Consider the following 26,632-nt stretch of genomic DNA (forward strand, 5'->3'; position numbering starts at 1 on the left):
CTTTACGGCTGCTGCACTTCCAGCACCAGAAGCTGCGCGCCGTCGCTCACCTGATCGCCGACTGCATACAGCACCTCCGAGACCGTGCCGGCAGCCGGCGCACCGATGGTGTGCTCCATCTTCATCGCTTCCATCACGATCAGCGGCGCACCCTTCTCCACCACCGTGCCCGGTTCGACCAGCACCGCGATCACCTTACCCGGCATCGGCGCGGTCAAACGGCCTTCGCCGCCTTCGGCATCCGCCGCGTGCGCGAGCAGGTTTTGCCACTCGAACGCCAGCGATTCGCCGAGGCAGAACACATGGAACGTATCGCCGTCGACGAACACACGGCCGGTTGCGCGCGCGTCGCCGATGATCGCGCGCAATTCGTGCGGCCCGCTGCCGTCCGACCACTTGAAGTCCTCGCGCACGCCGCCGTGTTCGAGCGTTTGCGTGGCGCCGTCGCGCGCGAATGTGACCGTGAAGTGGCTGTCGCTGTCGTTCCCCGTGCTGCCGCCGTCCAGATTGCGCCAGCCGAGCGTCTGCGTATAGCCGCCATTCAGGCGCCAGTGCGACAATGCATCCCACGGCGACGCGCCGTGCGCGGTGCCGCCTTCACGCGTGAGCAACGCCGCGCAGGCGAGCGCCAACGCTTCCTTGAACGGCTTCTTGCGCGGTGCGAACAAGGCGTCGTGGTGCCGTTCGATCAACCCCGTGTCGAGATCCGCTGTTGCAAACGGCTCGCTCGCGACAATGCTCTGCAGGAACTCGACGTTGGTGTGCGGACCGACCACCTCGCACGCATGCAACGCGCGGCTCAAACGCGCGAGCGCCTCTTCACGCGTGGCGCCGTGCACGATCAGCTTGGCGATCATCGGATCGTAGAACGGCGTGATGGTGTCGCCCTCGCGCACGCCGCTGTCGATACGCACCGGCGCTTTACGGCCCGGCTCACCGAGACCAGACGCATCGATCGCGAATTCCACGCCTTCCGGCATGCGCAGATGCTTGAGCGTGCCGGTGGACGGCAGGAAGCCGCGCGCCGGATGCTCCGCGTAGATACGCGCTTCGATTGCGTGACCGTCGATCTTCAACTGTTCCTGCGTGAGCGGCAGCGGTTCGTCGGCGGCGACGCGCAGCTGCCATTCCACCAGGTCCTGTCCCGTGACCATTTCCGTGACCGGATGTTCGACCTGCAGGCGCGTGTTCATTTCCATGAAATAGAACTCGCCCGTGCTGGTCATGATGAACTCGACGGTGCCCGCACCCACGTAATTCACCGCGCGCGCGGCGGCCACCGCGGCCTCGCCCATTTCGCGCTTGATTTCAGCGGACAATCCGGGCGCCGGCGCTTCTTCCAGCACTTTCTGGTGACGCCGCTGCACCGAGCAATCGCGATCGAACAGATACACGGCGCCGCCGCGACGATCCGCGAACACCTGCACTTCCACATGACGCGGCCGCGTCAGGTATTTTTCGATCAGCACGCGATCATTGCCGAAGCTGCTCGCGGCTTCCCGCTTGCACGACGCCAGCGCCGCCACGAAATCCTCACTGCGCTCGACCACGCGCATGCCCTTGCCGCCACCGCCGGCGCTGGCTTTGAGCAGCACCGGATAACCGATCGCATCCGCCTCGCGGTGCAAAAGCTGCGGGTCCTGGTCGTCGCCGTGATAGCCTGGCACGAGCGGCACCGCGGCCGCATGCATCAGCGCCTTCGCGGCGGCCTTCGAACCCATCGCGGCAATCGCCTCGACCGGCGGTCCGATAAAGACGATGCCGGTCGCCTCGCACGCATGCGCGAAAGCTTCGTTTTCCGACAGGAAGCCGTAGCCAGGATGCACCGCCTGCGCGCCGGTGGCGCGCGCGGCTTCGATGATGCGCTCGACGCGCAGATAGCTTTCGGCGGCAGTCGAACCGCCGATATGCACCGCCTCGTCGCAGGCGGCCACGTGTTTCGCGTCGGCGTCCGCATCGGAATAGACGGCCACGCTCGCAATGCCGAGCCGCTTGCAGGTTGCGGCGACGCGGCACGCAATCTCGCCCCGGTTGGCAATCAGGATCTTGTTGAACATGAAGTGTCTCGATGAAGTGTGCCGTTTTTGCGGGGCTGTTGTTCTGGTCAAGGCGCTGCGCGCCTTGGAATCGATGTGTCAGTTGCGCCAGGAAGGCGTTCGTTTTTCGAGGAACGACGCGACGCCTTCGCGGCCTTCCGCGCCGGCACGCGTACGCGCGATGCGCGCCGCCGTGTCTTCGATCATTGCCTCGTTCAACTCACGGCCCGCGATATCCTGCACGAGCTGCTTGCACGCGCGCACGGCTTGCGGACCGTTGACGCAGAGCGTCTCCGCAATCTGCCGCACGATGGCGTCGAGTTGCTCCATGCCCACGGCTTCGCTGACGAGTCCGAGACGCAAGGCCGTCGCGCAATCGAACTGCTCGGCGGTGGTGAAATAGCGGCGCGATGCCTGCTCGCCCAGCGCGCGAATCACGTACGGCGCGATGGTGGCGGGAATCAGCCCGAGCCGCGCCTCCGAAAGGCAGAAGCGCGCGCTTTCGACGGCCACCACGATGTCGCACGCCGAGATCAAGCCCATGCCGCCCGCGTACGCGTCGCCGTTCACGCGCGCGATCACCGGCTTGTTGCAGCGATAGATCGACGACAGCATGTTCGCGAGCAGCATCGCATCGGCACGGTTCTCGTCGTCCGAGTAACCGGCCATCTTCTTCATCCAGTTCAGATCGGCGCCCGCGCAGAACGCCTTGCCGTTCGCGGCGAGCACCACCGCGCGCACGTCGTCGCGATCGTTGAGCGCCGTGAAGGCCGAGGTCACCTCCGCGATCATCGTTTCGTTGAACGCATTGCGCACGTCCGGGCGATTCAAGGTGACCGTGGCGATCGGCCCGGCGAATTCGACAGTCAGTGTTTCGTATTGCATACGTCGCTGCTCCCGCGCTTCGTCGCGCATCGTCACATTCTGAACACACCGAAACGCGTGTCTTCGATCGGCGCGTTCATCGCGGCCGACAGGCCCAGACCGAGCACGTCGCGGGTTTGCGCCGGATCGATCACACCGTCGTCCCACAGCCGCGCGCTCGCGTAGTACGGATGGCCCTGATGTTCGTATTGATCGCGGATCGGCTGCTTGAACGCCTCTTCTTCTTCCGCGCTCCACGTGCCACCCTTGCCTTCGATGCCGTCGCGCTTCACCGTGGCCAGCACCGACGCCGCCTGCTCGCCGCCCATCACCGAGATGCGCGCGTTCGGCCACATCCACAGAAAGCGCGGCGAATACGCGCGGCCGCACATGCCGTAGTTGCCCGCGCCGAACGAGCCGCCGATGATCACCGTGAACTTCGGCACCCTGGCCGTGGCCACCGCCGTCACCATCTTCGCGCCGTTGCGCGCGATGCCTTCGTTTTCGTATTTGCGACCCACCATGAAGCCGGTGATGTTCTGCAGGAACACCAGCGGAATCTTGCGCTGGCAGCACAGCTCGATAAAGTGCGCGCCCTTGAGCGCGGACTCCGAAAACAGAATGCCGTTGTTGGCGATGATGCCGACCGGATGCCCCCAGATATGCGCAAAGCCGGTGACGAGCGTGGTGCCGTAGCGTGCCTTGAATTCGTCGAACGCGGAGTCGTCGACAATGCGCGCGATCACCTCGCGAATATCGAACGGCTTGCGGGTGTCCACGGGAATCACGCCGTACATGCTCTTCACGCCGTAGCGCGGCGGCTTCGGTTCCTGCAACGCGACCGGCACCTGCTTGCTGCGATTCAGATTGCCGACGATGCTGCGCGCAATCCCCAGCGCATGCGCGTCGTTCTGCGCGAGATGATCGACCACGCCCGACAGACGCGTATGCACGTCGCCGCCGCCGAGATCTTCCGCGCTCACCACTTCGCCGGTCGCGGCCTTCACCAAAGGCGGCCCGCCCAGAAAAATCGTCCCCTGATTCTTAACGATGATCGACTCGTCGCTCATGGCCGGCACGTAGGCGCCGCCGGCGGTACATGAACCCATCACCACGGCGATCTGCGGAATGCCCGCGGCGGACAGATTCGCCTGGTTGTAGAAGATCCGGCCGAAGTGATCGCGATCCGGAAACACGTCGTCCTGATTCGGCAGATTCGCGCCGCCCGAGTCGACCAGGTACACACAGGGCAAGTGATTCTCAGCGGCGATTTCCTGTGCCCGCACGTGCTTTTTCACGGTGACCGGATAGTAGGTGCCGCCCTTGACCGTCGCATCGTTGCAGACGATCACGCATTCCTGCCCCGCAATACGGCCAATGCCCGTGATGACACCCGCACCCGGCGCATCGTTGTGATACATGCCATAGGCCGCAAGTTGCGAGAACTCGAGAAACGGCGTGCCCGGATCGAGCAGTTTCTCAATGCGATCACGCGGCAGCAGCTTGCCGCGGCCCGTGTGTTTGTCGCGCGCCGCCTGCCCGCCGCCCAGCGCGAGTTTCTCCACTTTCGCGCGGAGGTCGGCGACCAGCGCTTCCAGCGCCGCCGCGTTGGCGCGGAAGTCGTCCGAGCGCGGATTGAGCTTCGATTCGATGATCGGCATGACGGGCGTCTCCTTCAGGCCGTTTCGGCAAACAGTTCACGGCCGATCAGCATGCGCCGGATTTCGCTCGTGCCGGCGCCGATTTCATAGAGCTTCGCGTCGCGCCACAAACGGCCGACCGGATACTCGTTGATATAGCCATTGCCGCCGAGAATCTGGATCGCCTCGCCCGCCATCCACGTGGCTTTTTCCGCGGTGTAGAGGATCACGCCCGCGCAGTCCTTGCGCACCTGGCGCACGTGGGCCGTGCCGAGCGTATCGAGTTGCCTGCCCACCGCGTACAGATACGCGCGGCATGCCTGCAACGTGGTGTAGAGATCGGCCACCTTGCCCTGAATGAGCTGGAACTCGCCGATCGGCTGACCGAACTGCTTGCGGTCGTGGATATACGGCACGACCGCGTCCATGACCGCGACCATGATGCCCGTCGGCCCGCCCGCAAGCACCGCGCGTTCGTAGTCGAGGCCGCTCATCAGCACCTTCGCGCCGCCGTTCAACTGGCCGAGAATGTTTTCTTCCGGCACTTCCACGTCCTGGAACACCAGTTCGCCGGTATGCGAGCCGCGCATGCCGAGCTTGTCGAGTTTCTGCGCAACGGAGAAGCCCTTCATACCCTTCTCGACGATAAACGCGGTAATGCCGCGTGAATTCGCTTCGGGATCGGTTTTGGCGTACACCACCAGCGTGTCGCAATCCGGGCCGTTGGTGATCCACATCTTTGTGCCGTTGAGCACGTAGTGATCGCCCTTCTTCTCGGCGCGCAGCTTCATGCTGACCACGTCCGACCCCGCGTTCGGCTCGCTCATGGCGAGCGCGCCGATGTGTTCGCCCGACACGAGCTTGGGCAGATACTTCTGTTTTTGCGCTTCCGTGCCGTTGCGATGAATCTGGTTCACGCACAGATTCGAATGCGCGCCGTACGAGAGACCGACCGAAGCCGACGCGCGCGAGATCTCTTCCATGGCGATCATGTGCGCCGTGTAGCCCATGTTCGCGCCGCCGTATTCCTCCGAGACCGTCATGCCCAGCACACCCAGATCGCCGAACTTGCGCCACAGGTCCATGGGAAACTGATCCGTGCGATCGATTTCCGCGGCGCGCGGCGCGATTTCTTTGGCAGCGAATCCCGCAATGCTGTCGCGCAGCATTTCGATTTCTTCGCCGAGCGGGAATTGCAAACCGGGCAGGTTGCTCATTGCTGTGTCTCCAGAGTTCGTTGGCGGGTGGCCTTGGGTAGGCGCCGGCTGGTCCGGATGCGGCTCCGCGGACGGCGGCGGCGCTGTGGACCCGCCCCTGTCGTCCCGCACGAGGCGCAACGTTCAAGCCGCATTTCACGCCAGATTTACGTAAGCGTCAATAGGTATTTTTGAGTATCACTCAGAAACCGTTTCAACCATCAAAAAACCAGCCATAGCGTGATAGGATTGCCATAATGGGACCATTCCGCACGCTTTCGTATCGAACTCTCGAACCAAATCTGAACTGGACTCATATGACGGTTGCCACCAAGGCCGAGTTACCCGCCTCGCGCCGCCAGCCCGCCGGACGCAAGTCGCAGCAACGCGTGAAGGAGATCCTTCAGGCGGGACGCGACGTGTTCTCCGAAAAAGGCTACGAGCGCGCGACCACCGCCGAGATCGCGCAGCGCCTGGGGATTTCCGAGGCGACCGTGTTCAGCTACTTCCGCGGCAAACGCGAGTTGTGCGCGCGGGTGATCGGTGACTGGTACGACGAGATCATCGAAGCGATCGAATCCGGCTTGCCGCGCGAGGGCAATGTGCGCCAGCAGTTCGCGTTTATCGTTCGCACGCATTTGCGGTTGATGCTCGTGAACGGCACGGATCTCTGTGCACTGGTGTTGTCCGAAGGACGGGCCCGCCACCATGAATTGAGCGAGGCGCTCACGGAGTTGCAGCGGCGCTATACCGCCCCGTTGATGCGCGTGCTCGCGCAAGGCCAGGAGAGCGGACAGATTCGCGCCGACATGCCCTTGCGCTTGCTGCGCTCGATGGTGTTCGGGCCAATGGAGCACGTGTTGTGGGATGCCACGCTCGCGAACCGGCATATCGATATCGACGCGACGGCGGATCGGCTCATCGACGTATTGTGGGCCGCGCTCACGCCGCCCGACCTGGCGGTGAGCGCGTTGCAACAGTTCAGAGTGGAAGTGGCGGAAGCGAACCGGCGGTTCGAAGAGGCGGCGCGCCGTGCGGCAGGCACACCGGGAGACGGCGAATAGCAGGCGCGCTTTCTGGTTTTCGAAGCTTGAGTGACGCGGCAAAAAAGCGGCTACTCTACAGCTTCCCCGGCGAAGCCAGATGGAGAACCCAAGTGCCGAAAGAACCCACCGCAAAAACTGAAAAAGCCGCCAGGCCGGCCAAAACGGCCAACATCCGCATCGGTATCGGCGGCTGGACCTATGCGCCGTGGCGCGGCACTTTCTACCCTTCGGACCTCACGCAAAGCCGCGAACTCGAATACGCGAGCAGGAACCTCACGTCGATTGAAATCAACGGCACGTTCTACGGTTTGCAGAAACCCGCGAGCTACGAAAAGTGGTATCAGGAGACCCCGGACGATTTCGTCTTCTCGCTGAAAGCGCCGCGTTACGCGACCAACAGAAAAGTCCTCGCGGACGCGGGTGAAACGATCGAACGCTTCTTCGGCAGCGGCGTGCTGCTGCTCAAACAGAAGCTCGGCCCGATCAACTGGCAATTCGCGCCCACCAAGAAATTCGACAAGGAAGACTTCGAAGCCTTTCTGACATTGCTGCCGGCCAGTATCGAAGGCCAGAAGCTCAGGCACGCTGTCGAAGTCCGCAACGACACCTTCAGGACGCCGGAATTCGTCGCGCTCGCCCGCAAACACAAAGTCGCCATCGTTGTGGCCGGCGACAGCGACTACCCGCAGATCGCGGATCTCACGGCGCCTTTCGTCTACGCCCGCATCATGGGCACGACGGACAAACAGGCCAAAGGCTACTCGACCAAAGCACTCGACGCGTGGGCCGAACGCGCGCGGCAATTGGCGGCCGGCACGACACCGCCCGACCTGGAAACCTGCGCGGCAGCGCCCGCCAAAGCGGCCGCGCGCGACGTTTATCTGTACGTCATCAGCGGCTTCAAGGAACGCAATCCGGCCGCCGCCATGGCGCTGATCAAACGCGTCTAGCGCGCGCCATTCCGGCCGCCGCACGCGAGTGTCATAATCCCGGCAGCGAAGACACCCACCATCAACGCCACCACACTCATGCAGCCGGGCCGCGAGGCCCCTTCATCACCAAGGTCCGGGAGAACATTTTGAGCGCCATCGACAATCCTTTGCACGATCAGGAAGTCGGCTCGGCCGACGCCACCCAGGACACCACGCGCATCGACGACGTTCGGATCGGTGCGGTACGTCCGCTGATTTCCCCTGCCCTGTTGCAGGACGAATTGCCCACGCCGCCTTCGGTGCAGACGCTGGTCGAGAAAACCCGCGCGGAAATCGCCGATATCCTGCACGACCGTGACGACCGGCTCGTCATGATCGTCGGGCCGTGCTCGATTCACGACCACGACCAGGCGATCGAATACGCGCGCAAGCTGAAGGCCGCCGCCGACACCTACAAGGACGACTTGCTGATCGTCATGCGGGTCTACTTCGAGAAACCGCGCACCACGGTAGGCTGGAAAGGCTATATCAACGACCCGCGGCTGGATGGCAGTTTCCGCATCAATGAAGGCCTGCGTCTTGCGCGGCAACTGCTGCTCGATATCAACGGTCTCGGCTTGTCCACTGCCACGGAATTTCTCGACCTGCTGAGCCCGCAGTACATCGCCGATCTGATCGCCTGGGGCGCGATCGGCGCGCGCACGACGGAAAGCCAGAGCCATCGCCAACTGGCTTCGGGGCTGAGCTGCCCGATCGGGTTCAAGAACGGCACGGACGGCGGCGTGCAGATCGCCGCGGACGCGATCGTCGCCGCGCGCGCGAGCCACGCGTTCATGGGCATGACCAAAATGGGCATGGCCGCGATCTTCGAAACGCGCGGCAACGACGACGCGCACGTCATCCTGCGCGGCGGCAAGAAAGGGCCGAACTACGACAGCGCGTCGGTGGAAGCCACCTGTGCGGCGCTCAGATCAGCGGGATTGCGCGAGCAGGTCATGATCGACTGTTCGCATGCGAACTCGGGCAAGTCGCATTTGCGTCAACTGGAGGTGGTGCAGGATATCGCGCAGCAATTGTCGCAGCGCGAGCGCCGCATTATCGGCGTCATGCTGGAAAGTCATCTGGAAGAAGGCCGCCAGGATCTGAAGCCCGGTGTGCCGTTGCGTCACGGCGTATCCATCACGGACGCCTGCGTCAGTTGGGCGCAGACCGAGCCGGTGCTCGATACGCTCGCCGAGGCGACCCGCAAACGCCGCGCGAGCTGAACGCGCGCCGGACCGCGGGCGCGGCATTTTGCACGCCTTGCGGGAAGTCCCGTTGGGGACAGCCCAAAAAAACACACGCGCCGCACCATCCGCCGGTGGATCCACTTACCGGGGTTGGGCAGCGCGTGATTCCTCACACCCGATGCATTGCTCTCCGCGCGCCACGCTAGCGCGCGTGAATGCTCCGGCGTGAAGCGCGTTGCATTACGACGCGTTGACGGCTTCCTTGAACGCCTTGCCAGCGGTGAACTTCACCGTCTTGGCAGCCGCGATCTGGATCTCCGCGCCCGTGGACGGATTGCGGCCCACGCGTGCTGCGCGCGCGCCAGTCGAGAAAGAACCGAAACCGACCAGTTGCACCGTATCGCCACCCACCACGGCCTTGGTCACCGCTTCGACGATCGCGTCGATGGTTTGGCCGGTGGCCGCTTTGCTTTCGCCCGTCGCTGCGGCGACTGCATCAATCAGTTCCTGTTTGTTCATAGCACATCCCGTATGGTAATCATGGAACCGGCGCCACATCTGTCGCGCCGGGACCGACACACTAACGCATAGGCCCGTGTTCGCGCAAACCTTGGGTGTAAGGCTTGTATCACCCGCCCACAGGGATTTTGACGATTTTTTCCTGCAAAGTGCCATAAGAATCGAGCGCTTAGACGCTTCTCGCGCTCGATATGTGTTCTCGCGCTATCACAATCCGTTGCAATTTCAGTGGTTTAGCGCAGCGCAAAGCCTGACCGGCGGGCTTTTTTACTATGTTATGGTGGATTAGAGAGTTTCATAAATTGTCACGACGCGGCGCCCACAAATACAAATCCGGGAGGAATAAAAAAATGAAATTTCGCCATATTGCAACATGTGCGCTCCTCGCCGCGACGTCCTGCGCGACCCTCGCAGCCGACGACACAGCCTGCGCGACCCTGGTCGGCGCGGCCCATTCAGGCCCGCCGCAGAGCTTTCAGGTGCGTGACGGCGAGCCGGTCGACCTCGTGAGCGGCGCCGCAACCGTCCACGGCAAACTACTGGTTTTCGGAGATAGCGGCGTTTTCCGGGTGTATTGGCAACCCGAAAACAGCCCCGAAAAATACGTGCTGGCAAATGCCGGCGTCAATGCCGTGCGGCTCATCTCGACCCCGCCGCAAGGCACACCCGCCCAGAACGGCCAACCCGGCACGGCTCGGGAGCCTCAACGCGTGCTTTCATGTCCGGCGCTCTGACGCGTGAATCCGTCGTTGATCCGTTTCGACACGGCATAAATGACAGATAAGGCAGCGCATCCCGGTCGTACTTACCGCCCGAGCGCTTTGGCAATCAATCCCGCCCGCGACGCCTCAAGATCCAACCTGTCCTGCCGATATACAAAGCTGCTTGTGCAGCGCAAACGTTTAAAAGGACGGGAATGGTTCTGATAACCAGATTCAGGGATGCGCTGTCTGTCGCGAAACGCGACCCCGAACTCGTGCGTTCGCAGCTCGATGCATTTGCCCACCAGGTCCCGCTTCTCTACTTCATCCTGCTGGTCAACACGGCGACGGTCGCCATCACGCATGTAAGCTGCGCGCCCGCGTGGCTGTCGATCTACGTTCCGGTGGCGCTGTGCGCCCTGTGCGTGGTCCGCTGCATAAGATGGTGGCAATGCCGGCACCGCGTCCTGAGCGACGACGAGGCCATGCCCGAACTGCGCAAGCTGACCTGGCTTGCCGGCCTCTTCGCCATTGCATTCAGCGGCTGGTCGTTGCTCCTGTTCCCTTACGGCACCGCCTACGAACAGACGCAAGTCGCGTTCTACATGGCGACCACGGTAGTCGGCTGCGTGTTCTGCCTGATGCACCTGCGCGCGGCGGCCATGTTGCTGCTGTCCATCGTCATCCTAAGCTTTTCGACCTTTCTGGTTTTCACGGGCTATCCGGTGTTCATCGCCATGGCCGTCGACATGACACTGGTCGGCGTCGCGCTCGCGTTCATCATTCAGCTGTATTGCCGGACTTTCGCCGACGTGGTGCACGCACAGCGCGAGTTGCAGGCGAGCCAGCAGAAAACCCAGCGCCTGAGCGACGATAACTTCCGGCTCGCGAGCATCGACAGTCTGACGGATCTGCCCAACCGCCGCAGCTTCTTCGCCTCGCTGCGCGCGCTATCCGAACACGCATCCGGCAATGGCGGCGGTTTCAATGTCGGACTGATCGATCTGGACGGCTTCAAACAGGTCAACGATATCTACGGTCACGCCAGCGGCGATCTCGTGCTTCAGGAAGTCGGCTCGCGGCTGTTGTCGCTTGCCGAGCCCGGTATTTTCTTCGCCCGCCTCGGCGGCGACGAGTTCGGCGTGCTCGCCCAGCACAAGCTGGCAAACGCCACGCTCGTCGAATTGGGAGAGCGCATTTGCGAAGCGCTCCGTCAGCCCTACCGGGTTGCCGGCAATGTCGCCGAACTGTCGGGCACGATCGGCTGGGCCGCATTCCCCGAGGCCGGCACGACGGTGACGCAAGTATTCGAACGCGCCGACGCGGCGCTCTATGTGGGCAAGGAAAGCCGCCGCGGCACCCCGGTCATTTTTTCGACCGAGCACGAAACGCGGATCCGGCGCTCGAGCCTCGTGACCCAGGAGCTTCGCCACGCGGACCTCGAGTCGGAATTGTTCCTGGAGTTCCAGCCCATCTACGACGTGCTCACGCAGCGCACCATCGGCATGGAAGCGCTCGGCCGCTGGCATAACGCACGCCTCGGCGCCGTCAGGCCGGAAGAATTCATCAGGATCGCCGAGCGTACCGAACTGATTCTGCGCATCACGGAAATACTGCTGCACAAGGCGCTCGGCGAAGTGGCGCGCTGGCCGTCGGAGCTCTATCTGTCGTTCAACCTGTCGGCAATCGATATCTGCACGTCGGCACGCTCGCGCCGTCTGATCGATATCGTGATGGCAAGCGGCGTGCCGCCGCATCGCGTGTCGTTCGAAATCACCGAAACCGCGGTGACGCGGGACTTCGAGCAGGCCCGTTCCTCGCTCACCATGATCAAGAAAGCCGGCTGCCGGGTGTCGCTCGACGATTTCGGCACCGGTTATTCAAGCCTTAGCTACGTGCATCGCCTGCCCTTCGATACGATCAAGATCGACCGCAGCTTCATGACGGACGTGGATTCCAACAGCGCGTCGAAGAAGATCGTCAAGTCGGTGCTCGACCTGTGCCGGAACCTCGGCCTCGAATGCGTGGTGGAAGGGCTTGAGACAGCATCGCAAGTCGAGGTCGTCAAGGCGCTCGGCGCCCGCGCGGTGCAAGGCTATCTGTTTAGCCGGCCCATGCGGGCAAGCGCCGTTGCCGTGTATTTGCAGACCGCGCGCGGGCACGACTACGCCGTGCACATGCTGCCGTAGGCGGATTCGCGCGTCTCGGCGCCCTGCCCTATTGCCCCCCGCGGTCCGCATTGCCGGCTTCATGCGGCAGAATCATCCGTTCCGGAACGTCAGCCTTTTTTGCCCGCGCGGCAAAGAAGTACAGCAAGGCGGGCGCGGCCAATCCGACGATCCACGACGGATTCATCGACATTTTCACATTCGCGATGTCGACGCTCATGCCATCCGACTTCACCCGAACCCTTCACGTTGTAATCCACCACCCGCTTCACCGCCGCCAACACCTTCATTTCCCTCTCTTCTCGCAACCGCTCCATCGATCAGGCCAGCACCATTCGCGCAATCACGGTGCGCTGAATCTCCGACGATCCCTCGTAGATCCGCAAAATTCTCGCGTCGCGCACGAACCGCTCGAGCGGCATCTCACGCGTGAACCCATAACCGCCATGCATCTGCAACGCGGTATCGGTGACGAAGCCGACCGTCTCCGATGCATACAGCTTCGCCATCGACGCGCAATCGGTGAACGGCTCGCCCGCCGCGCGCCGCACGGCCGCCTGCAAGGTCAGAAGCCAGGCCGCTTCGAGCCGGGTCTTCATGTCGGCGAACATCCATTGCAGACCTTGTTTGCGCGACAGCGGCTCCCCGCCCACCTGACGCTGTTTTGCCCAATCCACCGCGCTCGCGAGCGCGGCCTCCGCGATGCCCAGACTCGTTGCGGCGACATCGAGCCGGCTGTTGTCGAGCACCCTCATCGCCGTGCGAAACCCCGTGCCTTCGGCGCCGAGCCGACTCGCGGCCGGCACGAAACAGTCGAATGCGATCTCGTGCGCGGGCGCACCGCGAATACCCATCAGCTTTTCGGCCGGCGCCACGTCCACGCCCGCGCTGTGCCGGTCCACCACGAACGCGCTGATGCCGCGCGCGCCCGCGTCCGGATCGGTCTTCGCATAGACGACGATGAAGTCCGCCGCCGCCGCGTTCGAGATGAAATGCTTCACGCCACGAATCCGGTAGCCGTCACCTTCGGGCGTGGCGCGGGTCGCCATGTCGGCCGGATTCGACCCGGCGCGCGGCTCGGTCAACGCAAACGCGCCGAGCTTCGTGCCCGCGGCGGCTTCGGGCAAATAGCGGTCACGCAAACTGTCGTCGCCGCCGATCAGAATCGAATCGGTCGCGAGATAGTGCGCGCCGATCATCGACGACGTGGACGCGCACGCCTTCGCGATCTCGACCAGCGACAGGATGATCGCCACCGGCGACGCGCCGATACCGCCCCACCGTTCGGGCAGGTTCATGCCCATCACACCTAGGTCGGCGAGTTGCGCGACATAACGCGTGGTCGAAATTTCATCGCGGTCCACCTCGGCCGCGCGCGGCGCGAGTTCGCTTTGCGCAAAGCGCTCGATCGCTTCGGAGATCTCCAGATCGTTCTGTTGCACACCCATTCGTTTAAGCACGGCCGGTCTCCTCGTTAAGTGCATCGGATTGCGCGAATGGCGCGCTGTCGGCGGCATCGGCGTCTCGGCCGAACACGCCTTGCATGCGCAACCCGGCGATGCGTGCTGCGTCGAGGCCGAACGCATGCAGTATTTCAACGGTGTGTTCGCCCAATCGCGGCGCGGCAGTGACACGGTTGCCGGCGTACGCCGAAAATTTGACGGGTTGTGAAGGCAAACGCAGCTCGGGGCCCGCAAGGCCGTTCGCGCGGGGCACTTCCGTGAGCAAGCCGCGGAAGGCCGCCTGTTCGCTTTCGAGCGCCTGCTGCACGTTGCGGATCGGCGCGACCGGAATGCCGGCAGCGCCGAGAATCCGGTTCACTTCGGCCACCGAACGTTGCGACGACCACGCTTCGACACACGCGCGCAACTCGGCTTCGTGCAGGCAGCGCGACGCATCGTTCGCATAGCGGGGATCGCTCGTCAGTTGCGGCTCGCCGATGGCCCGAGCAAAGCTATCGAACAGCTTGTTGTTGAGCACGGCGACCACGTAGAAGCCGTCCTCCGCACGAAACGCGCCGAACGGCGCCGACGAAGGATGCCGATTGCCCACCCGCCGCGGCGCGATGCCGGTGGCCGCAAAGCGGGCCACCAGCGTTGCGCTCAGGCTCAGGGTCGCGTCGAACATCGACACGTCGACGTGCGTGCCTTTACCGGTCTTCTCGCGCGATAACAGCGCGGCAAGCACCCCCCACGAGGCGAACAGCCCGCTCACCACATCCGAAACCGACTCTCCGATCAAGGTGGGCGAACCGCCCACGGAACCGGTGGCGTCCATCAGGCCGCACATGGCCTGCAAAATGATGTCGTAAGCAGGACGATGCGATTCGGGGCCGGTTTGGCCGAAGCCCGACACGCTCGCATAGACGAGCGCCGGGTTGCGCTCCGCCAGTTGCGCGTAACCGATGCCGAGTTTGTCCGCCACTCCCGGCCGGAAATTCTCGACCACCACGTCGGCGCCGGCACACAGCGTCTGCGCCAGTTCGCGGCCCGCGACGGTTTTCAGATCGATCACGATGCTGCGCTTGTTGCGGTTCATCGCGGCGAACAGGCCACTCTCGCCCTCCGCAAACGGACCCACCGAGCGGTAGTCGTCGCCGCCGGGCGGCTCGACCTTGATGACGTCGGCGCCGAGATCGCTCAGCAAAGCCGTGCAGAACGGCCCGGCGAGTACACGCGAGAAATCGACAATACGCACGCCGCTGAGCGGCAGATCGGGTAATTCTGGCAACGTCACGGCGAACTCCTGTTGAAGACGATGCACCGATTCTCGTCGCGCCAACCTATCAAGTAAAATATTGGAATAAATTAGCCGCTATAGGATTTATTAATGCGTATCTCACTGCGGTTGTTGCGTTATTTCGCGGCCGCCGCGCAAACCGGCAGCACGACGGCGGCGGCGCGACAGCTCAACGTCTCGCAGCCGTCGATCTCCGTTGCGATCCGCGAGCTCGAAGCGCTCTTCGAACAAGCCCTGTTCGCGCGCGATGCCGGGGCGAAGATGACGTTGACGCGCTTCGGTGTGCGCAAGCTAGCGGAAGCGCGGCAGCTGCTCGCCGCCGCCAACGCGTTCGAACTGGACGACAGTGGCGACGCCGCGTCGGGAGAAGTTCATATCGGCGTGTTCAGCACGCTGGCGCCGGTGTATCTGCCGGTGTTGCTGCGCATTGCACGCACACGTTTTCCGCAGCTGACGGTACGCTTCGTGGAAGGCAATCTGGTGGAACTGGAGGAATGGCTGAACAACAGCCATATCGAACTGGCGCTGACCTACGACGTAGGCTTACCCGCCGAACTCGAACTCGAGCCGCTCGCATCCTTGCGCCCGTATGGGCTCGTGCCCGCCGGTTCGAAGCTGGCCAAAGCGCGCGGCGGCATTTCGCTTGCCGAGCTGGCGAGGGAACCGTTGATCCTGATCGATCTGCCGCACAGCCGCGAGTTCCTGATGGCGCCGTTCTGGCAATACGGGCTGACGCCGGAAGTCCGTTATCGCGCGACTTCGATCGAACTGGTGCGCAGCATGGTGGCGAACGGGCTGGGGGTGTCGCTGCTGATCACGCAAAGCCCGGCGGCGGCGGTAAGCAGTGCGGTTGCCGAGCGGCCGATCCGCGAGGACACCGTCCGTCAGCCGCTGGTGATCGCGCGCTCGAAACGGGCGGCGCGCACGCAAGCCTCGGAGTTGGTTGCGCAATGCATCCGCGACGCGGTGCGCGAGGCGATGGCCGCACGCGCGGGCCACGGCCGAAAGACACGGCGAGTCGACTCCACGCAGCCCTGATGGCGGCCTAACCCGCAGCGCTAGCGTATTCCAGCTGCGGATACCAATCCGTACCCCGGCCGCCGGGCGTCATGTCGAGCACCGTCCAGAGCGGCATCACATCGGGCGCGCCGCGTGGATCCTGGCCGGGGTCGGCTGTCGACGGGCCCATCTCCTCCGCCCAGAAGTGGCGCACCGTGCCGCCTGAGCGGGTGAACACATTGAAGGCGGGATGATCGTCGCCGGCCGGGTCTTCCGCTGCGTAATCGCGATTGAAAGTGTTGCCGCCCGACGAATACAGCCGCAAATGCCGCCAGCCACGCTCCTTCTTGAACGCAACCAGCTTTTCAATTGGCGAACGGCCAATCACGGCGAACGCGACGCGCTGCAGCATGTCGGGCATCTCGCCGTCGTACGCGCTCAACAGCGACGTGCACATCGGACACGGCCGCGTGCGCTGCGGGCCGAACATCCAGTTGTAGGTGACAAGCGTGTCGTGCGCGCCGAACAGCTCCGATAGCGTGACCGGGCCGGCCTCGCCCATGAACAGGTAATCCTCGGGCACGACGCCACCGGGCGGCAGCGCACGCCGTTGCGCGGCGACCCGCTCGATATGGCGGCGCAATTCGATTTCCTCGGCGAGCAGGTCGTTGCGCGCGCGACGATATTCCGCGCTCTCGCCGGGGAACCGGCTCGGCGCCTCGGCCAGCAGCTTCGCCGGCTTCAGCGTCTGGGTGGATGTGCGTGCGTCAGTCATCAGCCATCTCCTCTTACGAAACAAGGATGAAGAGCGCGAGCGGCCCGCCGTGGCGGCGTGCGCGTTCCGTCCTCCATACAGGCACGACGAACCGCGCGGCGGCAAATCGACAGCATCGGCGAAATTTTTCTGGCGAGGCTCCCGCATGCACGCGCGGCAAGCGAAACCGCCCGGCAAGGTATCCTTGAGCGCAACAGCACGCGCGCCTCGCCTTGCGCGCCGTCCATGGGGATGCAACATGCCGCTTCGTCTGCCACCGCTGCCGGCGCTTCGCTTTTTCGAAGCGGCCGGCAGACATCAGAGTTTCAAACTCGCCGCCGCGGAACTGAATGTCACGCCGAGCGCGATCAGCCACGGCATCGTCGGACTGGAACAGGCGCTCGGCGTCGAGCTGTTCGTGCGCGAGCCGCGCGGCATTTCGCTCACGGCAAGCGGTGCGGATTATTTGTCCTACGTCGCCGAGGCGTTTTCGTTGATCGCCATCGGCACGCAACGTCTGCCGAATCACCGTGCCGACCGGCCGATCGCGCTGAGTTGCGCGCCGACCTTCGCGTCGCGCTGGCTGCTGCCGCGCCTCGCCGTTTTCCGCGCGCGCTGGCCGAATGTGAACGTGAGCGTCGACACCTCGCATCGTCAGGTGGGCTTTCCCGTCGACGGTTTCGACTTCGCAATCCGCATGAGCCGCGCGCCGGTTGCCGGCACCGCATGGACGCGCCTGTTCGGCGAACGCTTCGTGCCGGTGTGCAGCCCCGCCTATCTGGAAACGCTGCGCGACGAGCACGGCAACGCGGATCTGCGCCGCGCGACGCTGATTCACGTCAACGCCGCCAGCGAAGACTGGCCGGTATGGCTGGACGCGACCGGCACCGAGGGCACGGACACGACCGGCGGCTTGCACGTCGACACGATCCAGCTCGCGTTCGAAGCGGCCGGCATGGGCCTCGGCGTCGCGCTCGGCAGAAAGCCGCTGGTGGATCGCGATCTCGACAGCGGCATGCTGGTGGAAGCGAGTTCGGCAACCATCGCCTCCACCACGGCCTACTGGCTGGTGAGCGCGGAAAACGCGGAGCGCCGGCCGGAGCTTGTCGACTTCAAGCGCTGGCTGGTGAGCGAGGCCGAACCACTGGACACACGCGCCGACGCGGCCGACCACGCAGCGGTCCGCGCCGCCACCTGAACCGCGCGCCCCACGCCCACAGGTGAGCCGCGCTCACCTGTCGCCGAAATCTTTTCTTTTGCCGCTTCTGATGCTCGCTGCGACCATGGTGTCAAAGGAGATCAGAACCATGTCGACAGCAAACGGCAGCAAGCGCTTCGCCCCGGCCTTCAACCAGACGACGCTCGTGATCCTCGCCGGCGCGCTCATTCTGAGCGCCGCGATGGGCATCCGGCAGACCTTTGGCCTGTTCATCGGACCGTTTTCGTTCGACCGCGGCTTGCCGGTCACGCTGATCGCGTTCGCGATTGCGCTGCACAATCTGGTGTGGGGTTTCGCCCAGCCGTTCGCGGGCGCCGCCGCGGACCGCTACGGTTCGGCGCCGGTGGTCGCGTTCGGCGCGACCACGTTCGCGGCCGGACTCGGTCTCGCTGCCGTGGCGCCCGGCGGCGCCATGCTGATCGTCGGCATGGGATTGCTGGTGGGCATCGGCGTGAGTTGCACGACCTTCGGCGTGGTGTTGCCGGCGGTCGGCCGCGTCGCCTCGCCGGAACAACGCAGCATGGCGATGGGTCTGGTGAGCGCCGGCGGTTCCGCGGGCCAGGTGCTGATGGTGCCGCTCGTGCAAGACATCCGTCTCAGTTCGGGCATCGCCACATCGCTCTTCGTGCTGGCTTTCCTGATGCTGCTGATCGCCCCGCTCGGCATGGTGCTCGACCGGCGCGCGCGGGTCGGCGCGCCGGCTCATCAGGAAGCGCCGGCCGCGCCGCTACGCAAGGTGCTTGCCCTCGCCGCCCGGCATCGCGGCTACCGGCTGCTGACGCTCGGCTTCTTCACCTGCGGTTTCCAGCTTGCGTTCGTCGCCACGCATCTGCCCGAATATCTGTCGCTGTGTCATATGCCGGTCGGACTCGGCGCCACGGCGCTCGCGCTGATCGGCCTGTTCAATATGGCGGGCAGTTGGGCCTGCGGCTGGCTGGGCGGCCGCTTCCGGCAGCATCATGTGCTCGGCTGGCTGTATCTGATTCGCAGCGTGACGATCGGCGCGTTCTTCCTGTTGCCGAAAAGCCCGATGTCGGTGGTGATGTTCGCGGCCGTGATGGGTCTGACCTGGCTCGGCACCGTGCCGCTCACGAGCGGACTCGTCGCCAAAGTGTTCGGCACGCGTCACCTTGGCAGCCTGTTCGGAGTCTGCTTTCTGAGCCATCAGATCGGCTCGTTTCTCGGCGCGTGGCTGGGCGGTCTGGTGTTCGATCTCACCGGCTCGTATTCCCTGCTATGGGAAGCGACCGTGGTAGCAGGCCTCGCGGCCGCGATGCTGCACTTCCCGATCGACGACACCGCGGTCAGCACGCCCACCCCTCAAGCCGAACCGGCCGCGGCGTAAGTATGCATGCGATGGTTGCGGGCGCAGCCATCGCATGCTCGCAACCACCCGCGCGAGGCGTAGCGAGGAAAACGGCGAGCGGCAGGCGCCTCGCCGCTATTTTCGCGGCGTATCCCCGGCGGCTTTCGGCACACGTCCCATCAAATAGAACTCGTCGTTCGGACGCATGGAAATGACGTTGGCCATACGGTTCGATAAACCGAAAAACGCCGTAATCGCCGCGATATCCCAGATGTCTTCATCGGAAAAGCCGTGCTCGCGCAGCGTTTGAAAATCGGCGTCGCCGACCGTGCCGGACTCGCTGCACACCTTGACCGCGAAATCGAGCATCGCCTTCTGACGCGGCGTGAGATCCGCCTTGCGATGGTTGACGGCGACCTGGTCGGCGAGCAGCGGTGCCTTTTCGTAGATGCGCAGAATCGCGCCGTGCGCGACCACGCAATACAGGCACTGGTTGATCGCACTGGTGGCGACCACGATCATCTCACGCTCGCCTTTGCTGAGGCCGCCCTCTTTCAGCATCAACGCGTCGTGATAGGCGAAGAACGCGCGGAACTCGTCCGGGCGGTGCGCCAGCGTCAGAAATACGTTCGGCACGAAACCGGATTTCTCCTGCACTTCGAGAATGCGAGCGCGGATGTCGTCCGGCCACGCGTCCGGCTCGGGCACGGGGTAGCGGCTGATCGGCTGAGTTTTTGCCATGCGGTGTCTCCGTCGTATCTGTATGGGTATGACGACGATTCTAGCAAGCCGCACCGCCGCAGCACGTTCGCGCGCGACAAGGTTCGATATCGACGCCCATATCGCCTAGACTTTCCACTCAAGGGCGCTTGAGCCACGACGCGACGACCGGCAGCGGCCGGATTTCGGCAGGAGTTGACCATGTCTGACGTTTTGCACGACGCCCGGGCGCCCGTCGTCAAGGTGCGCCCCGACCGGGAAATGATGACGAGCCAGCGGTTGCCTTACTTTGTCGGCATCTCCGCCGGCACCGCGGGCGCCACGGGTTTGTCGATGTATATGGTCGTGGTGCCGCCCGGCGGCCATGCCGAGCCTCATTTTCACGCCGGCTACGAAACAGCGATCTACATGCTCGAAGGCAAGATCGAAACGCGTTATGGGCCCGGCTTGCGCGAGTCCGTCATCACCGAACCCGGTGATTTCCTGTTCATTCCACCCGGCGTGCCGCATCAGCCGTTCAATCTGGACCCCACCACCCCGGCGCGCGCGATCGTGGTGCGCAACCAGCCGGACGAGCACGAACGCGTGGTGCCGTACGATCCGGCCACGGACGCCTGATCCGCCGTGCGACGCGCGGCGGCGCTCGTGCCGGTCTTGACCGCACGGATCTCGTCGGCAAAGCCGGCCGCGCACGTTTTCGCGCCCCGTCACCCTGCCTGAATCCCCCGGCACCTGGCCGCTTTCGGAGCGGCCTTGTGCCACTTGTGCTTAAATCCGCCTTTCACGCCTTTCTTGTACTATTGCGCCCGTCAGCCGACCCGGCATGACGCCCGCCGTCGTACGGGAACGGAACACGCGCTGTCTGCTCGCAACGCGCCACCCGGGCGCGGACATTTCGAATCCTTTATCGCCTTCTGAGGAGCGCGGTTGTGTGGCATTTTCCGGTTGCTATTCCACCCTCGCTGGGCGTATGGGCCGTGTTCATGAGCGTGCTCGTCACGCAGCTCGGCGTGCCGATTCCGGCCGCGCCGATGCTGATCCTCGGCGGAACCATGGCCGCCATGGGGCAAACCTCCTATGCGAGCGTCGTGGGCGCGGCGGTCGGCGCCACGCTGATCGCCGACTCGCTATGGTTTTTCACCGGACGGACCTACGGCCGCCGCTTGCTGAACTCTCTGGTGCGCTTTTCCCTCTCGCTCGACACCACGGTCCGTGTCGCGCGCAATACTTATGAGCGGTATGGCGCGCCGATTCTCACCATCGCCAAATTCCTGCCCGGACTCGGCCTGATTTCCGCGCCGCTGCTCGGCACGACGGCCATCAATGCCGGCGTGTTTCTGCTGTGGGATTTTGTCGGCGCCGTGCTGTGGGCCGGCGTGTGGGTGATCGGCGGCGGCGCCCTGCACGACCAGATCGTGCAGTTGATGCTGCTCGTGCGCCACAACGGCGGCACGATTTTCGACGCGTTCGCGGTGATCTTCGTGGCGGTGCTGCTGTATCGCTGGGTGCGCCGCTGGCAGTTTCGCCAATGGCTCGCGCATACGCGCATTTCGCCGGAGCAACTCGACGAACTGATGAAGTCGAACGAGCCGCCGCTGATTTTCGACGCGCGTCCACGCAGCGTGCGCGAAAAGGAATCGCACCGGATTGCCGGCGCGCGGCGGCTGGATCTCGACTCGCCCGAACCAATCGATCCCGCGCTGCTGAAAAGGCCGATCGTCGTCTACTGCGTGTGTCCGAACGAAGCGACGGCCAAACGGATCGTGAACCAGTTGCATCGCAAGAATATTCACCATATCCGCGCGCTCAAGGGTGGCCTCGACGCCTGGGAAAAACGCGGCTATCCGGTAGAACCGCTGCCGCCCGACTTCCACACGGCGAAGGCGCACATGCTGGAAGACGAAGGCGAAGAAGGCGAATACACGGTGCGGGCGCGGCTGGCAAAGTAAGGGCTCCGTTCTTTCTGGCTCACGTTACGCCCGTCCAAAAACCGCTTGCGCATCACGCTCAATGTGTGCAACATGCATATATGCACGTTGCACACATTGAGGTGTCGCCATGACGCAGCGCACAGAAAATCTGCTGGGCGTACTTGCCTTGCTGGTCACCGACGAAATGAATGCGCAGCCCACCGTGGCGGCGCTCGCCGGCCCTACCGCCCGCGCCATGCTCAACGCGGTCGGCCAATATCCCGATTCATCGATCGAAATACTGCGCGAGGCAGTCGATCTGTCGCATCCGGCCGCCGTGCGCGCCGCGGCGGGATTGGTCGACGCGGGTCTCGTCGAGAAGAAATCGGGCGCGGACAAGCGCGCCGTCGCCCTTGCCTTGACCGCTGCCGGCAAACGCGAGGCCAAACGTCTGCAAACGGCGCGCGACAGGATGCTGAAACGCATTGTCGGTCGGCTCGACGACGGTGAGCGCGAGGTGCTGGAAGGCCTGCTGATCAAGATCTTGTGGAACGAAACGCGCGATCCCGCGCACGCCATGCAGCTGTGCCGCCTGTGTGACGACGGGCCGTGCCTCAAAGCCGGCTGTCCAGTCGAATGCCGCGAACAGGGGCTGCCCATGCCCGCCCGGAGCCGTGCGTGACAGCGGCCGCGCCGGTGCGCTGGCCGGCAATCGCTGCATTGACCGCGGTGTCGGCGCTCGCGCAGGTCGGGCAGTTCGGCATCGGCTTCATGGTGCTGCCGGTGTGGCTCGCCCATCGCGGCCTGGATGCGCCGCGCGCCGGCCTTTTTTCCGCCGCGCAATGGACCGGCATGCTGGCCGGCCTGCTGATCGCGCCATGGCTGGTGGCGCGCATCGGCGCGAAACGCACGGTGTCGCTGGGCCTGCTGGCTACCCTCGTGGCGTTCGCGGCCTTGAGCGCCTTGTCCTGGCCGCTCTCGCTCGTGCCCGGCCTGCTGACGGGGCTGGGCATCGGCCTGCGCTGGATCGCCAACGAGACCTGGCTCTACAGCCTGGTGCCCGCTGAATCGAGCGGGCGCGTGGTCGGCGTGCACGAGGCGCTGATCGCCACGGCGGGCGTCATCGGCCCGGCGCTGGCGGTATGGTGCGACGTCGACGGGCGCATCACGTTCGCGGCCGGCGCGGCCTTCACGTTCGCCGCGGCGGTGCCGCTGTGGCTGACGGCCGCGGATGAGAAGCGGCCTGCTTTGGCAGTAGCACAGCCCGCGCAAAGAAAAAGCCTCGAGCGGCGCTTGCCGATCGGCCCGCTGGTGAGCCTCGGCATGGTGGTCGTCGCGGCGGGCGGCATCGGTGACGGCGCGCTTTATGGCCTGTTTCCGCTATTCGCCGACGCGCACGGCCTTAACGCCACGCAAACCGCCACGCTGCTAACGCTCTTCGGCGTGGGCGGCATGGCGCTGCAATTTCCGGTCGGCTGGCTGGCCGATCGCTCAGGGCTCGCTGCCACGGTGATCGTCTGCGCCGCGCTCAGCACGCTGGCCATCTGCGGCTTTGCGCTGGCCGCCCCCGCCTCATGGCTCGCGGCCGCAAGCGCACTGTTGCTCGGCGGCATGAACAGTTCGTTCATCACGCTCGGCATGTACGCGGCGGCCTGCAGCGACAAGGCCGCGCTCACGCGCAACATGCGGCTGGTGTCGCTCACCTTCACCGCCAGTTCGATCATGGGCCCGCTTGTTGCGGGCTTCGCGATGAAAGCGCGCGGCAGCGACATGCTGATGTGGCAACTGGCGCTCATGAGCGGCGCGCTGGTGATCTACTCGCTCGGATTGCGCGAAGGGCGGCGCCAGCCCGAACGCTCGTCGTCGTTGGGGTGAGCCGGCTCAATGCGATCGAAACGGTCGTTGAGCACGCCCGAGCCACTCGTTGCGCAATCTTGGCGCCGCCGCCAGAAAAAGTAGCTCGCCCGCAATGACACACCAGCGCGCGGCGGCAATCGCCGTGATCTCGCTCTGAGCGCCCCTGGGCGCGACTACCACGACATCCGCGCCCACTCGCACAGACAGGCCAGCGGCGCGTGAAGCGTCAAGGAGGCACGCGCAACGGCGGACCAGAATTGATTGGCAACGCGGCGGCACGCGTGAAGCGCGCCGCCGCGCCCGCTTCGCGAATCCTTCAGCGCAGCCGCACCAGCGTGGACTTCAGCTCGGTGTATTTTTCCAGCGCGTGCAGCGACTTGTCGCGGCCGTTGCCCGATTGCTTGTAGCCGCCGAACGGAAAGTTCATGTCGCCGCCTTCGTCGTAGCAATTGACCCATACCGTGCCGGCGCGCAGCTTGCGCGACACTTCGTGCGCGGTGGTCAAGTTCGAGGTCCAGACCGCGGCGGCAAGACCGTACTCGCTGTCGTTAGCGATCCTGATCGCCTCTTCCACCGTGTCGAACGTGATCACCGACAACACCGGTCCGAAGATTTCCTCACGCGCGACCTTCGCACCGGAAGCCGGAATCTCGAAGATGGTCGGCTCGATATAAAAGCCGCCGGTTTCCTCTTTCACGCGCGCGCCGCCGAACAACAGTCTGGCTTCGGCACGCCCTGCCTCGATATAGCCGAGCACGCGTTCGAGCTGCACCTTGTCGACGATCGCGCCCATCGACGTCTTCGGGTCGAGCGGATTGCCCGGCGTATAGCCGCGCGCCGCCGCGATCAGCTTGTCGAGGAACACGTCTTTGATGTCGCGGTGCACGAGCAGACGCGAACCCGCCGTGCACATTTCACCCATGTTGTAAAAAATCGCACCGGCCGCCGCATTCGCCGCGCGGTCCAGATCGGGGCAGTCCGGCATTACGATGTTCGGCGACTTGCCGCCGAGTTCGAGCCACACACGCTTCAGGTTCGATTGGCCGGCGTACTGCATGATCAGCTTGCCGACGTTGGTCGAGCCGGTAAACGCGAGGCAATCCACGTCCTGATGCAGCGCCAGCAGCTTGCCGGGCTCGCCCGCGCCCGGTACGACGTTGAACACGCCGGCGGGAATGCCCGCGTCCAGTGCGAGTTGCGCGAGGCGGATCGCGGTGAGCGGCGACTTCTCCGAAGGCTTGAGCACGACGCTATTGCCCGCGGCCAACGCCGGGCCGAATTTCCACGACGCCATCAAGATCGGGAAATTCCACGGCACGACCGCGGCCACCACGCCGATCGGTTCGCGCGTGACGAGTCCGACCAGATGCTGATCGGCCGGCGCGACTTCGCCGCCGACCTTGTCGATGGCTTCGGCAAACCACTCGACGCAATACGCGGCGCCCGGCACGTCCACGCTGGTGGTGTCGGCGATCGGCTTGCCCGCGTCGAGCGTTTCGAGCAGCGCGAGCTCGTCCATGTGCTCGCGAATCGATGCGGCCCAGCGCAGCAGAACGGCTTTGCGCTGGCGCGGGTTGAGGCCCGACCACACACCGGAATCGAATGCGCGGCGCGCCGCCGACACCGCCGCGTCGACGTCGGCGGCGCCGCTGTCGGCTACTTTGGCGAGCAGCTTGCCGTCGATCGGGCTCAGGCAGTCGAACGTGCGGCCGCCTTCGGCGTCACGGTATTCGCCGTCGATAAACGCGCGGCCTTCGATAGAAAGCGTAGCGGCTTTGTCTTGCCAGAAAGCGAGCAGTTTCTTGTCCATCAGGATGCCTCAATGTTATGCGCTCGACGCAAACCTGCATCGACTTGATGCGGCGCTGAACTGCGGCACTAAGTTGAGTCGAGGCGCGTTGGCGCGGAGTCTTCAGAAAGTGGGCGGCGAATTGGCCGACACGATCTCGCAGAGATGCTCCGCGCTGGGATTGCGAAAACGGTGCGGAAGACGGCTTTCGAAGTAGTAGCTGTCACCGGGGTCGAGCAGCCACGTGGTGCCGTCCACCGTCAGTTCGATCTGACCGCTGACCACCACCCCGCCCTCGTGCCCTTCGTGCTCCAGCATTTCCGGCCCCGTGTCCGAGAGCGGCTGATAGACCTCGCGCAGAATTCCCATGTTGCGGTCCTTCACGCTCGAACCCGCGAGATAGAACTCGATCGACTCGTTGCCGAGGTTCGGCATATCCGCTCGGCGCGACACGACCGAACGCTCCGCTTCGACTTCGAAGGTGAAAAACTCGGCGAGGCTCATGGGAATGCATTCGAGCAGTTTCTTCAGCGAGCCGACCGAGGGGCTCACGCGATTCTGTTCGATCAGCGAGATGGTGCCGTTCGTCACTCCCGCCCGTTTCGCCAGTTCACGCTGGGACAAGCCGTGCTTCTTGCGGATGTATTGCAGACGGGTTGCTACTTCTATGGACATCGCTAGGTTCTCTGACATGGAAGACGGTCGGCGCTGAGTGACGACGTGACTCGGACAACGAGGTGCCCGCGAGTGTTGAATATTCTAATCACTTTAATCGTCGCGCCGCTGGGGAAAACCCTGAAAGGATTCCGAAATGTGAATGACGCAACGAACGTTCCCAGCAGGCAGGATTCTAGCCAGACCTTCGGGAAAGCCCTGATAAATGTTTTATCAAAAAGGATTTGACGGCTTTATTGGCTCGTATATGCTGATTCTCAGGCGGTCGTCATGCCGGCGTCGAGAAGCACCCAAGCGTGTTTTGCGGCGCAGCGAATTCAGTTCGCATCGGTT

Annotated in this window: 23 protein-coding genes and 1 pseudogene; 12 read left to right on the plus strand and 12 right to left on the minus strand. The window is 64.1% G+C overall.

Going from position 1 to position 26,632, the window contains the following annotated elements:
• Positions 1-2: 2 nt before the first annotated feature.
• The 4 genes from CJU94_RS24080 to CJU94_RS24095 form a co-directional block, all read right to left on the minus strand.
• Positions 3-2,057, minus strand: coding sequence for an acetyl/propionyl/methylcrotonyl-CoA carboxylase subunit alpha (locus CJU94_RS24080; protein ID WP_095421177.1), 2,055 nt, complete (start codon positions 2,055-2,057; stop codon positions 3-5).
• A gap of 78 nt (positions 2,058-2,135) precedes the next feature.
• A complete protein-coding gene (locus tag CJU94_RS24085) occupies positions 2,136-2,921 on the minus strand; it encodes an enoyl-CoA hydratase/isomerase family protein (RefSeq protein ID WP_095422770.1) in 786 nt (261 codons plus the stop codon).
• Positions 2,922-2,953: 32 nt separating this feature from the next.
• Entirely contained in the window at positions 2,954-4,561 is a 1,608-nt protein-coding gene (locus tag CJU94_RS24090) for a carboxyl transferase domain-containing protein (RefSeq protein WP_095421178.1), read from the minus strand.
• Between the two features lie 14 nt (positions 4,562-4,575).
• Positions 4,576-5,757, minus strand: a complete 1,182-nt coding sequence (locus CJU94_RS24095) for an isovaleryl-CoA dehydrogenase (protein WP_095421179.1) — start codon at positions 5,755-5,757, stop codon at positions 4,576-4,578.
• A 296-nt stretch (positions 5,758-6,053) separates the two neighbouring features.
• Here CJU94_RS24095 and CJU94_RS24100 point away from each other — a divergent pair, with 296 nt between their 5' ends.
• From CJU94_RS24100 to CJU94_RS24110, 3 genes are all read left to right on the plus strand, one after another.
• Positions 6,054-6,800 (plus strand): TetR/AcrR family transcriptional regulator, encoded by a 747-nt coding sequence (locus CJU94_RS24100; protein WP_095421180.1) that lies wholly within the window; start codon positions 6,054-6,056, stop codon positions 6,798-6,800.
• Positions 6,801-6,892: 92 nt separating this feature from the next.
• Positions 6,893-7,732, plus strand: coding sequence for a DUF72 domain-containing protein (locus tag CJU94_RS24105; protein WP_095421181.1), 840 nt, complete (start codon positions 6,893-6,895; stop codon positions 7,730-7,732).
• A 128-nt stretch (positions 7,733-7,860) separates the two neighbouring features.
• Entirely contained in the window at positions 7,861-8,979 is a 1,119-nt protein-coding gene (locus tag CJU94_RS24110) for a 3-deoxy-7-phosphoheptulonate synthase (RefSeq protein ID WP_095421182.1), read from the plus strand.
• A 204-nt stretch (positions 8,980-9,183) separates the two neighbouring features.
• Here CJU94_RS24110 and CJU94_RS24115 read toward each other — a convergent pair whose 3' ends face one another.
• Positions 9,184-9,462 (minus strand): HU family DNA-binding protein, encoded by a 279-nt coding sequence (locus CJU94_RS24115; RefSeq protein WP_006049832.1) that lies wholly within the window; start codon positions 9,460-9,462, stop codon positions 9,184-9,186.
• Positions 9,463-9,812: 350 nt separating this feature from the next.
• Here CJU94_RS24115 and CJU94_RS24120 point away from each other — a divergent pair, with 350 nt between their 5' ends.
• Positions 9,813-10,196 carry a hypothetical protein gene (locus tag CJU94_RS24120; protein WP_095421183.1) on the plus strand — a complete coding sequence of 128 codons (384 nt, stop codon included), beginning with the start codon at positions 9,813-9,815 and terminating at the stop codon, positions 10,194-10,196.
• A 182-nt stretch (positions 10,197-10,378) separates the two neighbouring features.
• On the plus strand, positions 10,379-12,352 hold the full coding sequence (locus CJU94_RS24125; protein WP_095421184.1) for a putative bifunctional diguanylate cyclase/phosphodiesterase: 1,974 nt from the start codon (positions 10,379-10,381) through the stop codon (positions 12,350-12,352).
• A 157-nt stretch (positions 12,353-12,509) separates the two neighbouring features.
• Here CJU94_RS24125 and CJU94_RS40970 read toward each other — a convergent pair.
• From CJU94_RS40970 to CJU94_RS24135, 3 genes and pseudogenes are all read right to left on the minus strand, one after another.
• A pseudogene (locus CJU94_RS40970) lies at positions 12,510-12,621 on the minus strand (electron transfer flavoprotein subunit beta/FixA family protein); the annotation flags it as partial.
• A 30-nt stretch (positions 12,622-12,651) separates the two neighbouring features.
• A complete protein-coding gene (locus CJU94_RS24130; RefSeq protein WP_208645404.1) occupies positions 12,652-13,791 on the minus strand; it encodes an acyl-CoA dehydrogenase family protein in 1,140 nt (379 codons plus the stop codon).
• Complete coding sequence (locus CJU94_RS24135) at positions 13,784-15,067, minus strand: CaiB/BaiF CoA transferase family protein (protein WP_244221064.1); 1,284 nt, start codon at positions 15,065-15,067, stop codon at positions 13,784-13,786. Before CJU94_RS24135 ends, CJU94_RS24130 begins: the two co-directional genes overlap by 8 nt.
• Positions 15,068-15,160: 93 nt before the next feature.
• Here CJU94_RS24135 and CJU94_RS24140 point away from each other — a divergent pair, with 93 nt between their 5' ends.
• Positions 15,161-16,108, plus strand: a complete 948-nt coding sequence (locus tag CJU94_RS24140; RefSeq protein WP_095421185.1) for a LysR family transcriptional regulator — start codon at positions 15,161-15,163, stop codon at positions 16,106-16,108.
• Between the two features lie 7 nt (positions 16,109-16,115).
• On the opposite strand, the gene CJU94_RS24145 is transcribed toward CJU94_RS24140, so the two are convergent.
• Entirely contained in the window at positions 16,116-16,844 is a 729-nt protein-coding gene (locus CJU94_RS24145; RefSeq protein ID WP_095421186.1) for a DUF899 domain-containing protein, read from the minus strand.
• A 238-nt stretch (positions 16,845-17,082) separates the two neighbouring features.
• Between CJU94_RS24145 and CJU94_RS24150 the strand changes: the two genes are divergently transcribed.
• Both CJU94_RS24150 and CJU94_RS24155 read left to right on the plus strand, forming a co-directional pair.
• Positions 17,083-18,021, plus strand: coding sequence for a LysR substrate-binding domain-containing protein (locus tag CJU94_RS24150; RefSeq protein WP_095421187.1), 939 nt, complete (start codon positions 17,083-17,085; stop codon positions 18,019-18,021).
• 109 nt (positions 18,022-18,130) lie between these two features.
• Positions 18,131-19,387, plus strand: coding sequence for an MFS transporter (locus CJU94_RS24155; RefSeq protein WP_095421188.1), 1,257 nt, complete (start codon positions 18,131-18,133; stop codon positions 19,385-19,387).
• A gap of 96 nt (positions 19,388-19,483) precedes the next feature.
• On the opposite strand, the gene CJU94_RS24160 is transcribed toward CJU94_RS24155, so the two are convergent.
• Positions 19,484-20,089, minus strand: coding sequence for a peroxidase-related enzyme (locus CJU94_RS24160; RefSeq protein WP_095421189.1), 606 nt, complete (start codon positions 20,087-20,089; stop codon positions 19,484-19,486).
• Positions 20,090-20,269: 180 nt separating this feature from the next.
• On the opposite strand from CJU94_RS24160, the gene CJU94_RS24165 reads away from it, so the two are divergent.
• The 4 genes from CJU94_RS24165 to CJU94_RS24180 all read left to right on the plus strand — a co-directional run bounded on the left by CJU94_RS24165 (position 20,270) and on the right by CJU94_RS24180 (position 23,853).
• Positions 20,270-20,686, plus strand: coding sequence for a cupin domain-containing protein (locus tag CJU94_RS24165; protein ID WP_095421190.1), 417 nt, complete (start codon positions 20,270-20,272; stop codon positions 20,684-20,686).
• 311 nt (positions 20,687-20,997) lie between these two features.
• Positions 20,998-22,017 (plus strand): VTT domain-containing protein, encoded by a 1,020-nt coding sequence (locus tag CJU94_RS24170; protein ID WP_095421191.1) that lies wholly within the window; start codon positions 20,998-21,000, stop codon positions 22,015-22,017.
• Between the two features lie 109 nt (positions 22,018-22,126).
• Positions 22,127-22,660, plus strand: coding sequence for a MarR family winged helix-turn-helix transcriptional regulator (locus tag CJU94_RS24175; RefSeq protein WP_095421192.1), 534 nt, complete (start codon positions 22,127-22,129; stop codon positions 22,658-22,660).
• The gene (locus CJU94_RS24180) at positions 22,657-23,853 is read left to right on the plus strand and encodes an MFS transporter (RefSeq protein WP_208645405.1); all 1,197 of its coding nucleotides are present in this window, start codon (positions 22,657-22,659) and stop codon (positions 23,851-23,853) included. Before CJU94_RS24175 ends, CJU94_RS24180 begins: the two co-directional genes overlap by 4 nt.
• Positions 23,854-24,151: 298 nt before the next feature.
• Here CJU94_RS24180 and CJU94_RS24185 read toward each other — a convergent pair whose 3' ends face one another.
• Entirely contained in the window at positions 24,152-25,645 is a 1,494-nt protein-coding gene (locus CJU94_RS24185; protein WP_095421194.1) for an aldehyde dehydrogenase, read from the minus strand.
• Between the two features lie 102 nt (positions 25,646-25,747).
• Positions 25,748-26,299 carry a cupin domain-containing protein gene (locus CJU94_RS24190; RefSeq protein WP_095421195.1) on the minus strand — a complete coding sequence of 184 codons (552 nt, stop codon included), beginning with the start codon at positions 26,297-26,299 and terminating at the stop codon, positions 25,748-25,750.
• Between the last annotated feature and the right edge of the window lie 333 nt (positions 26,300-26,632).

The organism is Paraburkholderia aromaticivorans, from assembly GCF_002278075.1.
GTDB classification, from domain to species: domain Bacteria; phylum Pseudomonadota; class Gammaproteobacteria; order Burkholderiales; family Burkholderiaceae; genus Paraburkholderia; species Paraburkholderia aromaticivorans.